Here is a 12,565-nt window from a genome sequence, read left to right as displayed (position 1 = left end):
GTTCAAACTGCTTCAATAATCGCTCTGAAGTCATCCGCCTTGAGTGACGCCCCGCCGACCAGCGCACCGTCAATGTCAGGCTCCCGCAGGAGCCCGGCGGCATTGTCGGGCTTGACCGATCCGCCGTACAGGATGCGGACCGCGTCCGCAGCTTCGCCGTAACGGCTGGCGAGTCGTTGCCTGATAAACCGGTGCACGTCCTGCGCCATCTGCGGCGTGGCCGTGCGGCCCGTGCCGATCGCCCAGATCGGCTCGTAGGCGATGACTATTCCTTTCAATTCATCGACCGTTAACTCTGAAAGTGTACCGTCAATCTGCCGTCCCACAACCTGCTCGGTCTCGCCCCTCTCCCGCTCCTGCAGCGATTCACCGACGCAGATGATCGGGATGAGGCTGGCTTCGAGGGCACGCCTGGCCTTGGCGTTGACTATACGGTCGGTTTCGGCATGGTACTGCCGTCTTTCAGAATGACCCAAGATAACGTAGCGCACCCCCACTGTCAAGAGCATCTCCGCGCAGACTTCCCCGGTATACGCACCGGGCCCGTGGGCCGACATTTCCTGGGCACCCAGCGCGACAGCCGAACCGGACAACAGACGATGTGCGGCTTCCAGGAACGGGAAAGGCGGACAGATTACCATGGTCGCCTTCTCGTTGCCTGACAGCCCGGCCAGCAGTTCCGTAATGAGCGCCTCGGTCAGGTCGGCGGTACCGTTCATTTTCCAGTTACCGGCAATAATGGGTTTTCGCATATCAGACCACCCTCGCCTTGGACACGTCGGTCAGCGCGGCAACGCCCGGCAGCGTCTTGCCTTCGAGGAACTCCAGCGATGCGCCGCCTCCGGTCGAGATGTGTGTCAGCCGGCCGTCCAGCCCTTGCTGTGCGACGGCCGCCGCGGAATCGCCTCCGCCAACCACGGTAGTCGCGCCCTCGTCGGTCAGATCGGCCAGCAGCCTGGCCACGGCGGCGGTGCCGGCGGCAAACGGCTTGCACTCAAAAACCCCCATCGGGCCGTTCCACACCACCGTACGCGCACTTCTGAGCGCTTCGGAAAAGAGCGCAATCGTCGCCGGACCGATATCCAGTCCCATCATTCCGTCCGGTATCTTGTCGATATCGACCACTTCGGTCGGCACGTCTTCGGAAATCTCCGGGGCCACCACGACGTCGGTCGGGAACACCAGCCTCACTTTTGCCTGGTCCGCCCGCGAGATGATCTCCCGGGCCAGCTCAACCTTGTCCTGCTCCAGCAGGGAGTTACCGATAGGATACCCCCGGGCCTTGCTGAAAGTAAAGGCCATGCCGCCGCCGATCAGCAGGATGTCCACCTTGCCCAGCAGGTTCTGTATGATGTCAATCTTGCCGGATATCTTGGCCCCGCCGAGGATGGCCGCGAACGGCCGCGCCGGATCGGTGATCGTCTGCGCGAGAAATCGGAGTTCTTTTTCCATGAGGAACCCGGCGGCGGCCTGATTGAAATAGCGCGTCACGCCCTCGGTCGAGGCGTGCGCCCGGTGGGCCGTGCCGAAGGCGTCGTTGACGTAAATGTCTGCCAGGGCGGCCAGTTTCCCGGCGAACTCCGGGTCGTTCTGTTCCTCGTCGGCATGGAAACGCAGGTTTTCGAGCAGCAGGCAGTCGCCGTCCTTCATCCTGTCCACGACGTTGGACGCCTCCGGGCCGATGCAATCCTCGGCAAAGAGCACTTCCCGCCCGAGCAGCTCCGAGAGCCGCTCGGCCACCGGCCGGAGCGACATCTCGGGTACAGGTTTGCCTTTCGGACGGCCCAGGTGCGAACATGCGATGACCCTGCCGCCGTCATCAAGTATCTTGCGGATGGTGGGCAGGCTGCTGCGGATTCGCCGGTCGTCGGTAATGTTCCGCCGGCTGTCGAGCGGGACGTTGAAGTCGACCCGCAACAGCACCCGGCGGCCGCGAAAGTTGATATCCGAGACGCTTAGTTTGCTCATTTGGACGTGTCCTTTCCCGGCTACATCATCAACATCATGTCAATCATGCGGCAGGAGAAACCCCACTCATTGTCGTACCACGCGAAGACCTTCGTCAGCCGACCTTGCACCGACGTCAGGGCCGCATCAAAAACACAGCCGTGGGGGTTTCCGATGATGTCAGTCGAGACGACGGGGTCCTCGCAGTATTCAAGCGTCTTGGACAACGGTCCGGACGCGGCCGCCTTCTTCACGGCGGCATTGATCTGGTCCACCGTCGCTTCCTTCTCTAGGATAACGGCGAGATCGACAATCGATCCGTCCGGAGTAGGCACGCGGATGGCGGCACCGTCCATCTTGCCCTCGAGCTCCGGGATCACCTGGGAGATGGCGCGGGCGGCCCCGGTAGTGGTGGGGACCATCGACAGGGCGGCGGCACGTGCCCGCCGCAGGTCCTTGTGGGGCGCATCCTGCAAACGCTGATCGGCCGTGTAAGCGTGGATGGTCGTCATGACACCGGTCTGGATGCCGAAGTTGTCGAGCAGCACCTTGACCATCGGAGCCAGGCAGTTGGTGGTGCAGGAGCCGATTGAGATGATGTGGTGCTTCGATTTGTCGTACTGGTCGGAATTGACGCCGAGCAGAAACGTACCGTCGTGCCCCTTGGCCGGGGCGGAGATCAAGACCTTTTTAGCCCCCGCATCCAAATGCTTGGCTGCATCGTCGCGCTTGGTGAACCGGCCGGTGCATTCCAGCACGACCTCGGCGCCCAGCGATTTCCACGGCAGCCTGGCCGGATCCAGCTCCTTGAGAACCGGTATCTTCTTGCCCTCCACAACGAGGCTGTCACCCTCGAGGCCCACTTTGCCGGGATAGCGTCCGTGGATCGAGTCATACTTCAGCAAATGCGCCAGCGTTTTCGCGTCCGTGATGTCATTGACACCTACAACGTCTATGTCGGTGCCGCGAGCCGCCCTGAGAACCAGCCGGCCGATCCGCCCAAACCCGTTAATGCCTACCTTCATCGAATCCTCCCGATCCTGAACTCCAAGATTTACGATTCCATATCGAACAGGTACTTAACGCCCACAGTGAAAGTCAGTGACGACCAGTCGTTGACACCGATAATGGCGCTGCCGAACCGGATCGGCATATACTGGGCATTGAACTCAAGCCCGACAGCGGCGGCCACGGGCCAGTCAAATCCGCCGCCGACGACAAAGTCAAAGGACGTTTCTGAGGCTTCCTCGTAAAAAGCGGCGAAACCGGCGTATTGCCCGCTGGCATACTGAATGTCGTGCCTGGCGTGGTAAATCCCGCCACCAACCGAAAGGTACGGGTGATACTTCGGATTTAAAGCCGATAACGGGTAGTACCTCAGTCTCAGCAGAACCGGGTACACGATGAGACTGCCCGAATAGCTGGTGCCGGACTCAAGAAGCTGAATGTCGCCGCGGCTGACTATGCCCGCCGAGAGTTCGCCGACCAACTGCGTCATGATGCGGTAACCGAAAAACCCCTCGATGTAGAAACTGGCCGAGTTAAAATCGTTGTTGAAGATCGAGGAGCCCAGCGTGTCGACGGTCATGGGGATTTCGCCGAGGTTCCCCCAGACGCCGATTCGCAACCCGGCCTGATGACGGTGGTTGAATGACTCCCTCGGCTCCGGACTGCTCTCACCGGCCGCCGCGGCGCCGACAGTCAAGAAGAGTACTGCCAAGCATAGAAAGAAAGCAACCCCCACCGGGACCATCCGCCCGCAGAGACGTGAATACATGCAGTTTGCCGCCTTGTTGAAACTTCCGGACATATACAAAATCTAACCCTAACTTGCTCCCGCTCAAAAAGTTATACCGCCCGCTTCCGGCGAGAGGTACAGAATCCTAATATATCCTCCGCAACAATAGTGTCAAGTCATTTGGCACTCTCGGCACGCTCATAGAAGATGAGCCGGTTGTTTCCAAAATCGAATAAAACACGGAATTGTTCCAGGAGAAGATTACCTATGCTGCCGGCCAGCTCTTCCGAACCGGAAATACCCTCACCGCCCTCGGGCAGCAGCACCCTGAGCGACTCAACGCGCACGTCCCCGAAAGCAAACGATGCGGCATAGGCGCTTCTTCCCTTTACCGACCCGCCCAGTCCTGAGAGCGTCCGGGATATGGGACGTATGTCCTGAAGCTGCTGATCCAGGTTGTGCCGTTCGACAAACGGTGCGTGCACCATGACGCCGAAGGGGCTGCCCAGGTCGATCAGGAAGTCCCCTTCGGTTCCGACCAGTCGGGCCTCAATGGTGGGCACGTGCATCGTCAGGTGGAACGGGACCTCGCTGCCGCCGGCGGGAAGTTCCCGGCTGCCCGGCTCATAGACGGTCAACTGTCTCCCGGCATAGTCGATGAGAACGGGAAAGCGGGAAAGAAAATCGAATCCGAGGACACCGCCGAACGGAGTGCCGTCGCTGCCGGCACGACCGATTCCTTCCAGGTTGACGGCGCCCGCCACCTGATCCAGCAGCGTCAGCGGTCCGATGTTCACCGAGTCGATTCGCACAAGCGTAACCTCCCGGTATCCGCCGATCCCTTTGGCCGGGAGAGACCCGACCGAAGGCAGATTGAGATCGGACAATATCGGTTCGTGGAAGACATTGGCCGAGGCGCCGGAATCCAGGATGAAACGCGCTCTCTTCCTGCCGTTCACGGTGCCGGTGACATAGATGTGTCCGAAGCTGAAGTCAAACGGTACCGTGACGGAGCGGACATCGGCCGGGAACCTGAAATCCACCTGACCGGCGGCAGGCTGCCTGAACAGGGCGTCATCAAGCGGTTGGTCAAAGAGGACGCGCCCAACGCTAAACTCAAGGACGAGCGGTGCCCCCACAATCTCGGCCCGCGAGAAGAACGGTATCCGGATGCCCGATACATCCCGGTAATCGTCGGCCGTGGTACGCGTCTGGGTGTTGTCGAGCCAACTGATCATCAGCCGCTGCAGGCCGGTCTCAACGTCCAGGTAAACCAGCACGGTGTCGGTGTTCAGCGGAACCAGGGCGATCTCGTGGCAGGTTCTTCCGTCGATCACGGCCGTGCCCCGGTACTCCCTGCCGCCCGGCATGCGGTCGTCGAAAAGGAACGAATAGGATTGAAAGTACGCCTGGCCAAGCAGTTCACGCTTCTCGAACCCTTCCAGTCGCGAAGTAACGCCGTTGAAATCTCTCTGCCAGGCCACCTGACCGTCGTATGCATGAACAATGGAGACGGATCCCAGGCTCAGTTCGAAGTACACACGGTCCGGTTTCGCGTACACGGAAACGAAAGTTCCCTGCTGACCGTTGATAGATACCGTTCCCTCAGTCCGGTAGTTGTCGACCGTGGCCAGCCGTTCCAGGGCGGTGCGGCCGCCGATCGATACGATCAGGAGAGAATCGAGATTGACGGCTTCAGAAAGCGACGGGCCCAGGGTCAGGGCAAGGGCTGCCAGTATGTGCCTAAGGCGTGTTTTAAGCATGGCCGACCTGCCGTTTATCGGGCTTGACGTCCCCGACCGGAATAAACCCGCTATGACTAATACTCCTGCCACCGGTAGTCAGCCGAAACAATCAGGCCGATCAGCGCCCATGAGAGCATGAGTGCCGTGCCCCCATAGCTGAGAAACGGGAGCGCCAGGCCGGTCACCGGCATGAAACCCAGTGTCATGCCGACATTGATCACGAACTGGAACAGAAGAATACCCGCGGCCCCCATGACCACCAGGGAGGCAAACCGTGATCGACACCGCACCGCAATCCGCATCGCCCGGTAAAAGATGAAAGCGAACAGAGCGAGGACGACAAACGCTCCCCAAAGGCCCAGCTCTTCACCGAGCACGGAAAAAATAAAGTCGGTGTGGCGTTCCGGCAGGAAGTCCAGCCTTGCCTGCGACCCGCCCAGGAGGCCTTTCCCCCAGACGCCGCCCGAACCAATGGCGATTTTGGACTGGATGATCTGGTAGCCCGCCCCCCGGGGATCACGACCGGGGTCAATGAACGTCAGCATGCGCAGCTTCTGGTAATCGGCCAGCCGTCCCCACATGTACGGAGTGATGATGCCGAAAGCCAGGTTGGCAATCACTGTGAAAATACCGAAGAGCATGCCCGGCCGCAGGAGAAACAGGAAGACCAGCAGCACGGCGAAGTATATCGCCCACGACAGCCAGTGGAAGGCCGTCACCAGCGACACGATCGGAGAGAGAATCAGCAACAGGTACCACGGCGACAAACCGGACCAGAACCAGAGCACGAACAGGATGATCGGGAATACCAGCGACGTGCCCAGGTCGGGTTGGTTGACAATCAGGGCCGCCGGCACGGCCGTCAGCAACGCCGAGACGGCAAGGCGCCGCTTGGACGTCACGGGCAGTTTCGTGTAGGCCAGAAAACGAGCCAGGGCCAACAGCAGGGCCAGCTTGGCGACGTCCGAGGGAGCCAGGTTGATCGCACCGAACGAGAACCACCGCGCCGGACCGCCCCCGGACCCACCGACCATGAGGACCAGGATCAGGAGAACCAGTGCAGTCCCGTAGAATACATAGGCCGTAACGTCGAACAACCTCAGGGGCACGTGGATAACGGTCGCAAAGAGAACCAGGGCAAAGACCAGCCAGAGCATTTGCCTGAGGTGGTACGCGCGCTCAAAGGGGCTGGCGGCGTGATGTTGGGCCGACATGATCAACAGAACGCCGGTCAACGACAGCAGCAGGGCGGCGATGATCAGTTTCCAGTCCAGGTCGCCGTATTTCAGCATCACGGTTCCTCCCGGTCACCGGTGGCCAGGAACTCGTCGCTGCTGCGTTCCTTCATCATGTAAGCAGATATAACCCGCTTGACAACCGGCGCTGCAATCTCGGACCCGTGGCCGGCGTTCTCCACGATGGCGCAGACAACGATTTCCGGCCTCTCAAGAGGCGCAATGCCGACGAACAACGAATGGTCCTCACCGTGTGGATTCTGCGCCGTTCCGGTCTTGCCGCCAATCGTGTACTCGTCGTTGCGCAGGCTGCGCGCCGTCCCCTTTTCACCCTCGACCACCAGACGCAGCCCTTCGTTGAGGTCGTCAAGCGTCTTCTGGGAAAACGGAAGGGTGAACGCGACGCGGGGGGGCACGGTGACGGTCTCGCCGTTCAGCCTGGAGATGGCCCTGACGATATGGGGCTGGTACACGATCCCCCGGTTGGCCAGACCACAGAAGAACTGGGTGAGTTGAAGCGGCGTGGTAAGAATCTCCCCCTGGCCGATGGCGTTGTTCAACACCAGGGCGCGGGTCCATTTCCCCGTGCCGTAACGTCCGTTGTAGTAATCACTGTTCGGGTTGAGTCCGGCGACCTCGTTGGGCATATCCACCCCCGTCACACGCCCAAAACCGCACTTGCCGATGTAATCGCTCAGCAGGTCGACACCGAGTTTAAGACCCGTCTGATACAGATACACATCGCACGATCGCTCTAACGCCTGGATCGGCGTCAGCGTGCCGTGACCGCCTCGATCCCAGCAACGAAAGTTACGATTGCCGAACCGCATGCTGCCATAGCAGGGCATGAAACCCGGGTCCTGAGCAAAAATGCCTTCATCGAGCCCGGCCCCGATAGTCACCAGCTTCAGTGTCGAGCCGGGCGGATACAGGCCGGACAGCGGCCGGTTGATAAGCGGATTGTTCGGATCGTTGCGCAGCGCCTGCCACACTGAATCCGGAATCACGGAAGAGAATATGTTGGCGTCGTAGCCCGGGTACGACGTCATGGCCAGGATCTCGCCCGTCCGGGGATCCATGGCCACGATGGCACCGCAGCAGAATGTGTCCAGAGCGCTGACACAGGCCTGCTGCAGATCCAGGTCAATAGTGAGCGTCAGGTCGCTGCCCGGTATCGCCTGCAGCCACTTTTTACCTTCGTACGGCCCGAGAATCTGTCCTGAAGCGTACACCTCGATGTAGGCGGTTCCCTCTACGCCTCGCAGCAGGTAATCGTACTGTTTCTCCAGACCCTTTTTCCCGATCATGCTTCCGAGGCGCAGATCGGCCAGCCCGGCCTTGCCCAGTTCATCCTCTGATACCTCGCCCACGTAGCCGGTGAACGACTCGGCGTCCAGCCCGTCAGCGTACTCGCGCACCCGTTCCATGTGATAGCTCACTCCGGGGAACCGGCGCGATTGCTCCTCCAGGACCGCCAGCATTTCGAACGGTATGTCCTTCTTGACCGCCGCCGGCTGATACCGACTGACCAGGTTGCGCCGAACGCGTTTGCGGATTTCGGTCGTATCCAGCCCGATTACGGTGGAGAGGTTAAGCAGACTGACCCCGGCCACCTCTTCGGCGGGCACAACCGAGACGGTATAGGACGGCCGGTTGTCAATCAGGACACGCCCACTGCGGTCGTAAACGATCCCCCGTCGCGGCACCAGAGGCACCACTCGAATCCGATTATATTCCGACTGGGCGGCCAGTTCAGCGTGGTTTAACACCTGGAGCTTGATCAGGCCCCCGATAAGAAAGAGCAAGAGGGCGGCAACTACCAGCAGGCTGGTCTTCTCTCGGCCTGCCAGCGAGAGCTTGAAACGGTCCATTTTGCAACTCAGAAAATGGCTTTAAGCTTCTGATACGTCACCAGGCCTTCTTTGAAGGCAAAGAACAGCATGGCAAGAATGCTCGTGTACACGGCCCCGGTCAAGGCGTTGGCGAACAGGAGATACGGAAATCCGCCGGCCTGATCGATCAGCAGCACCAGTACATTATGAAGTAGTATGCCGCAGAACATCAACAACAACTTTGCGAACAGGGAGTCAAGATTGAGGCGGGCCCGCACGGTGTAAGCGACCTGCGCGACCAGCGCAAGGGCCAGAGCGTGCCAGCCGAAACTCTGAGGCAGCCCCGCCGCAAGCACCAGACCGGCGGCAAAGCCGAACCAGACGGAGATCACGTCGGACTTGTAAAGAGTTACAGCCATCACGAGAAAGGCGGCCAGGTTGATGCTCACCCCGAAGATGGAGGTGACGTCGCGCCAGATCACCTCATGCATGCCCAGCACGAAAAGGTACAGTATGTAAGGTATCAGTCTCATCTCATGTCCGGCCGCAGGATGAAGAGTTCTTCAAGGGAACTGAAGTTGGCCGCCGGCGTCAGCCGGACCTTGCAGAACGGCTCGTCCTCGGGCCGCCGGATCGAGGCTACGGTGCCTACCACCAGGCCCGCCGGGTAGATTCCCCCGAGACCCGACGAAATAACCAGTTCCCCCTCGCTGATCTGTCCCTGAATGGGGAAATTGTCGAGAATCATGCCTTCCGAGGCCACGTATTTGACGATACCCATTTCGCGGCTTGAAGTGACCCGGACGGCCGTCCGGTTGGCCGGATCGGTAAGCAACTGGACCGTCGCATTATCCGGCATCACGGCGACGATTCGCCCGATAAGACCTTCCTGGTTGATCAGCGTCTGGTCGACAAACACCGAATCATGGTAACCACGGTTGATAACCGCCGAGACCGGCATACGCTCTCCGGATACTGACAGGACCCGGGCGGGCAGCAGTTTGTATCCGGGCGGCGGCTCAAAACCCAGCACGGAGCGCAGCCTGATGTTCTCGAGCTTCATTTCCTCCAGCTCAGACAGCCTCAGGGAGGCCTCGACCAGGGATTGGCGAAGGCGATGATTCTCGGCGTTGACGGCGCTGAGTTCTTCGACGGAGCGCTTGATCTTGGCAAACGGTTGGTAGAAAACGACCAGCGCGGTCTGGCTGACGTACCCGTTAAAGCGCTGGCTGCCGAAAGTCAGGAGGGCAGAAAGCACGATAACCGCAATGAAGTGAACGTTGCGCCAGTGTCTGGACAGAGTGCCGGAAATCCATTTCATACCGCAGCCGATCCCTGCCGAGCGGTGGTTACTTCACGTTGTCCATCAACGCCAGGACATCACCCGGCGAGGTGGCCCGCATGAGCTTCTCGCGATTCTCTTCCGACTTCATCAGGTACGACAGGCGGGCCATGACGTTGAGGTGGGCGCCGATAGCGTCTTCCGGGGCCGCAATCAGGAAAAGCAGATGAACCGGCTTGTGGTCCATGGCATCGAAATCAACACCTCCCTCGCTGCGGCCGAATGCGATGACAATGCCCTTGGCCGAACTCGTCTTGGCGTGCGGAAAGGCTACGCCGTACCCGACACCGGTCGTGACCAGTTTCTCCCTTTCCCTGACGTCGTTCATCAGGGTATCATGGTCCTTGATCATATTCGACGTCGCCGCGAGATTAACGAGCTCCATGATGACGTCGTCTTTCGCCTTGGATTTAAGACTGAACGCCACCAGACTTTCATCGCAGAACTTGGAGAGTTTCATCAGTCGCACCTTCACTCATTGATTTTCTCGGCCTCTTGAAGCAACAGAACGGGGATATCATCGGTTACCCTGTACCTGAGCTTGCACGCCGTACAGGTCAGGGAATCGTTGGCCCGGTCATACTCCAGCGGCCCGTGACACTTCGGGCAGGCAAGCTTGTCCAACAGCTTTCTCGACAGCACCATACCGGCACGTCCTCTATTCCTTGAACCGGCCCATCCGGCGGTACTTGGCCAACCTCTCGGCCAGCAGCACATCAACCGGTTTCCCCTTGAGTTCTTCAAAGACCGCCACGATCTCAGCCTTCAGTAGAGCGGCCGCCTCTTTGGGATCGTTGTGGGCTCCGCTGGGCGGCTCAGGAATTATCTTATCGACCACCCGAAGCTCCATCAGATCCTCCGATGTCAGCTTCAGCGCCTCGGCGGCCTCCGGCGCCTTGGCCGCATCCCGCCACAGGATGGCCGCGCAGCCTTCCGGCGAGATGACGGAATACCAGGCGTGCTCCATCATGAACACGCGATCACCGACGCCGATGCCGAGGGCGCCGCCGGAAGCACCTTCGCCGACGATCGCAATGACAATCGGCACCTTGATGGCAAACATCACCTGGATGTTCTTGGCGATAGCCTCGGCCTGCCCGCGCTCCTCGGCCCCGATCCCGGGATAAGCGCCGGGCGTGTCAATCAGCACGAGAATCGGAACACCGAACTTCTCGGCCAGGTAGAACAGTCGGCGCGCCTTGCGATACCCCTCGGGGTGAGCCATACCGAAGTTGCGAAACAGCTTCTGTTTGGTGTCGCGTCCCTTCTGCTGCCCGACTATCATGACCGGGTCACCATGCAGCCGGGCGAAACCGCCCACCACGGCTTTGTCGTCGGCGAAACACCTATCCCCGTGCAACTCGACAAACTCGGTGGTCATCATCTCGATGTAGTCGAGCGTGTAGGGGCGTCTCGGATGGCGGGAAAGCTGCACCCGCTGCCAGCGCGTCAGGTTGCTGTATATCTCCTCGCGGAGACGGTGCAGTTTCTTTTCAAGTGAGGTGATCTCGCCGTCAAGCTGGATGCTTTCACCCACCGAGAAATCGCGCATGTCGGAGATCTTCTTCTCCAGTTCGATTATGGGTCGCTCGAAATCCAGATACGGTCCCTCACTCATCGTACATATAACTCCCCTGGCGGTTGCTGCTCCCGTCTGCGCTAAGGGCCTGACGGCCGCTTCCGCGAACGGCTCAGAGTGGTCATAAAGATATAGAACGCAACGGAAATTACAACCATAAAAAGGACCAGAAATCCGAACACCCAGCGGCGATTGAGATAGATCATGGCCACGGTAAACACGCCGAAGGCCAGCGACAGGCCGTAGAACAGAATGACTACGGTGCGCGGTGACAGGCCGGCCAGCGACAGATAGTGAAAAAGGTGACGGCGGTCGGCCTTCATGAGGCTTCTACCGGCTACCAGGCGGCGTGACAGGGACACGACCGTCTCGAGGATCGGCACACCCAGGGTCAACAGCGGCAGGTACAAAGCGGCCGCCGTCAGGGTCCGGATGGGCACCAGCAATGAAATGACGGCAAAGTAGTAACCGAGCTGCAGCGAACCGGAGTCGCCCAGGAAAATGCGAGCCGGGTATCGATTGTACCACAGGAACACGGCCAGGAATCCGATCAGGGTGCAGGCGAAGATAACCACCGGCTGGACACCATAAATAGTACCGACTGCAACAAGCGTTCCCGCACCGATCAGCGAGACTCCGGCCGCCAGACCGTCCAGACCGTCGATCAGGTTGATGGCATTACTCAGGCCGACCACCCACAGGACGGTGACCAGTATGGACAACGGGCCAATGCCCACTGAGCCGACGAAAGGAATCGTCAGCGGATCGATTTTCATGCCGCCCATGTACAGCATCAGGCCCGCGGCCACCTGGGCCGCCAGCTTGATCCACGGCGACAGCGGCGACAGGTCATCCGAGAGACCGACAAGAAAGATAATCAGGGCACCGGCCAGCACGTACGGCAGGACCGGTAACTGTTCCCCGAGAACGTCGGGAAACAGGAGGGCCGCTATCCCGATCGCGAGCCAGAAAGACACGAACATGGCCGCGCCGCCCAGAATCGGCACCGGCTTCTTGTGCCGCTTGTGATGCCCCGGACGGTCCATCAGGTCGTACGCGACGGCAATTCGCATCGCCACCGGAACCAGTACCGCCCCCGCTACGAGACCGATGCCGAAGACCGGAAGACCGATTTGCCACCACACGG

Annotated in this window: 13 protein-coding genes; all 13 read right to left on the bottom strand. The window is 60.0% G+C overall.

What is annotated here, in order from left to right; translation table 11 throughout:
- Window positions 1-2: 2 nt before the first annotated feature.
- A complete protein-coding gene (tpiA, locus tag VMY05_07955; protein HUV31004.1) occupies window positions 3-752 on the bottom strand; it encodes a triose-phosphate isomerase in 750 nt (249 codons plus the stop codon).
- Between the two features lies 1 nt (window position 753).
- Complete coding sequence (locus VMY05_07950) at window positions 754-1,968, bottom strand: phosphoglycerate kinase (GenBank protein ID HUV31003.1); 1,215 nt, start codon at window positions 1,966-1,968, stop codon at window positions 754-756.
- 20 nt (window positions 1,969-1,988) lie between these two features.
- Complete coding sequence (gap, locus tag VMY05_07945) at window positions 1,989-2,972, bottom strand: type I glyceraldehyde-3-phosphate dehydrogenase (protein HUV31002.1); 984 nt, start codon at window positions 2,970-2,972, stop codon at window positions 1,989-1,991.
- Window positions 2,973-3,001: 29 nt separating this feature from the next.
- A complete protein-coding gene (locus VMY05_07940) occupies window positions 3,002-3,667 on the bottom strand; it encodes an outer membrane beta-barrel protein (protein ID HUV31001.1) in 666 nt (221 codons plus the stop codon).
- A 194-nt stretch (window positions 3,668-3,861) separates the two neighbouring features.
- Entirely contained in the window at window positions 3,862-5,448 is a 1,587-nt protein-coding gene (locus tag VMY05_07935; protein HUV31000.1) for an aspartyl protease family protein, read from the bottom strand.
- 56 nt (window positions 5,449-5,504) lie between these two features.
- On the bottom strand, window positions 5,505-6,722 hold the full coding sequence (gene rodA, locus VMY05_07930; protein HUV30999.1) for a rod shape-determining protein RodA: 1,218 nt from the start codon (window positions 6,720-6,722) through the stop codon (window positions 5,505-5,507).
- A complete protein-coding gene (gene mrdA, locus VMY05_07925) occupies window positions 6,722-8,536 on the bottom strand; it encodes a penicillin-binding protein 2 (GenBank protein ID HUV30998.1) in 1,815 nt (604 codons plus the stop codon). Before mrdA ends, rodA begins: the two co-directional genes overlap by 1 nt.
- Before the next feature lie 8 nt (window positions 8,537-8,544).
- Window positions 8,545-9,030, bottom strand: a complete 486-nt coding sequence (mreD, locus tag VMY05_07920; GenBank protein ID HUV30997.1) for a rod shape-determining protein MreD — start codon at window positions 9,028-9,030, stop codon at window positions 8,545-8,547.
- Complete coding sequence (mreC, locus tag VMY05_07915) at window positions 9,027-9,818, bottom strand: rod shape-determining protein MreC (protein ID HUV30996.1); 792 nt, start codon at window positions 9,816-9,818, stop codon at window positions 9,027-9,029. The genes mreD and mreC overlap by 4 nt, the downstream gene beginning before the upstream one ends.
- Before the next feature lie 28 nt (window positions 9,819-9,846).
- Window positions 9,847-10,299, bottom strand: coding sequence for a PTS sugar transporter subunit IIA (locus VMY05_07910; GenBank protein ID HUV30995.1), 453 nt, complete (start codon window positions 10,297-10,299; stop codon window positions 9,847-9,849).
- 11 nt (window positions 10,300-10,310) lie between these two features.
- Entirely contained in the window at window positions 10,311-10,484 is a 174-nt protein-coding gene (locus tag VMY05_07905; GenBank protein HUV30994.1) for a Trm112 family protein, read from the bottom strand.
- Window positions 10,485-10,497: 13 nt separating this feature from the next.
- Entirely contained in the window at window positions 10,498-11,457 is a 960-nt protein-coding gene (locus tag VMY05_07900; GenBank protein ID HUV30993.1) for an acetyl-CoA carboxylase carboxyltransferase subunit alpha, read from the bottom strand.
- 41 nt (window positions 11,458-11,498) lie between these two features.
- Window positions 11,499-12,563: an MraY family glycosyltransferase gene (locus tag VMY05_07895; GenBank protein ID HUV30992.1), complete on the bottom strand. Its 1,065-nt coding sequence runs from the start codon at window positions 12,561-12,563 to the stop codon at window positions 11,499-11,501.
- Window positions 12,564-12,565: the final 2 nt, after the last annotated feature.

This window comes from Acidobacteriota bacterium (assembly GCA_035529075.1).
Taxonomy (GTDB): Bacteria; Zixibacteria; MSB-5A5; order GN15; family FEB-12; genus DATKXK01.
Note: the sequence above shows the minus strand (reverse complement) of the source record. Positions and strands in the feature narration are given on the sequence as shown.